Below are 221 nucleotides of genomic sequence, written 5' to 3' on the forward strand. Positions count from 1 at the left end.
ACGCTAACCCCATCAATTAACCTTCCAGCACCGGGCAGGCGTCACACCGTATACGTCCACTTTCGTGTTTGCACAGTGCTGTGTTTTTAATAAACAGTTGCAGCCAGCTGGTATCTTCGACTGGCTTCAGCTCTGTCCGCGAGGGACTTTACCTACCGCCAGCGTGCCTTCTCCCGAAGTTACGGCACCATTTTGCCTAGTTCCTTCACCCGAGTTCTCTC

The 221-nt window shown here is 52.9% G+C and carries 1 rRNA gene; it reads right to left on the reverse strand.

The window, feature by feature from the left end:
* Positions 1-221: ribosomal RNA gene (locus tag HMPREF2886_RS23745) — 23S ribosomal RNA — on the reverse strand; the annotation flags it as partial.

This window comes from Pseudomonas sp. HMSC066A08, from assembly GCF_001813025.1.
Taxonomy (GTDB): Bacteria; Pseudomonadota; Gammaproteobacteria; order Pseudomonadales; family Pseudomonadaceae; genus Pseudomonas; species Pseudomonas aeruginosa.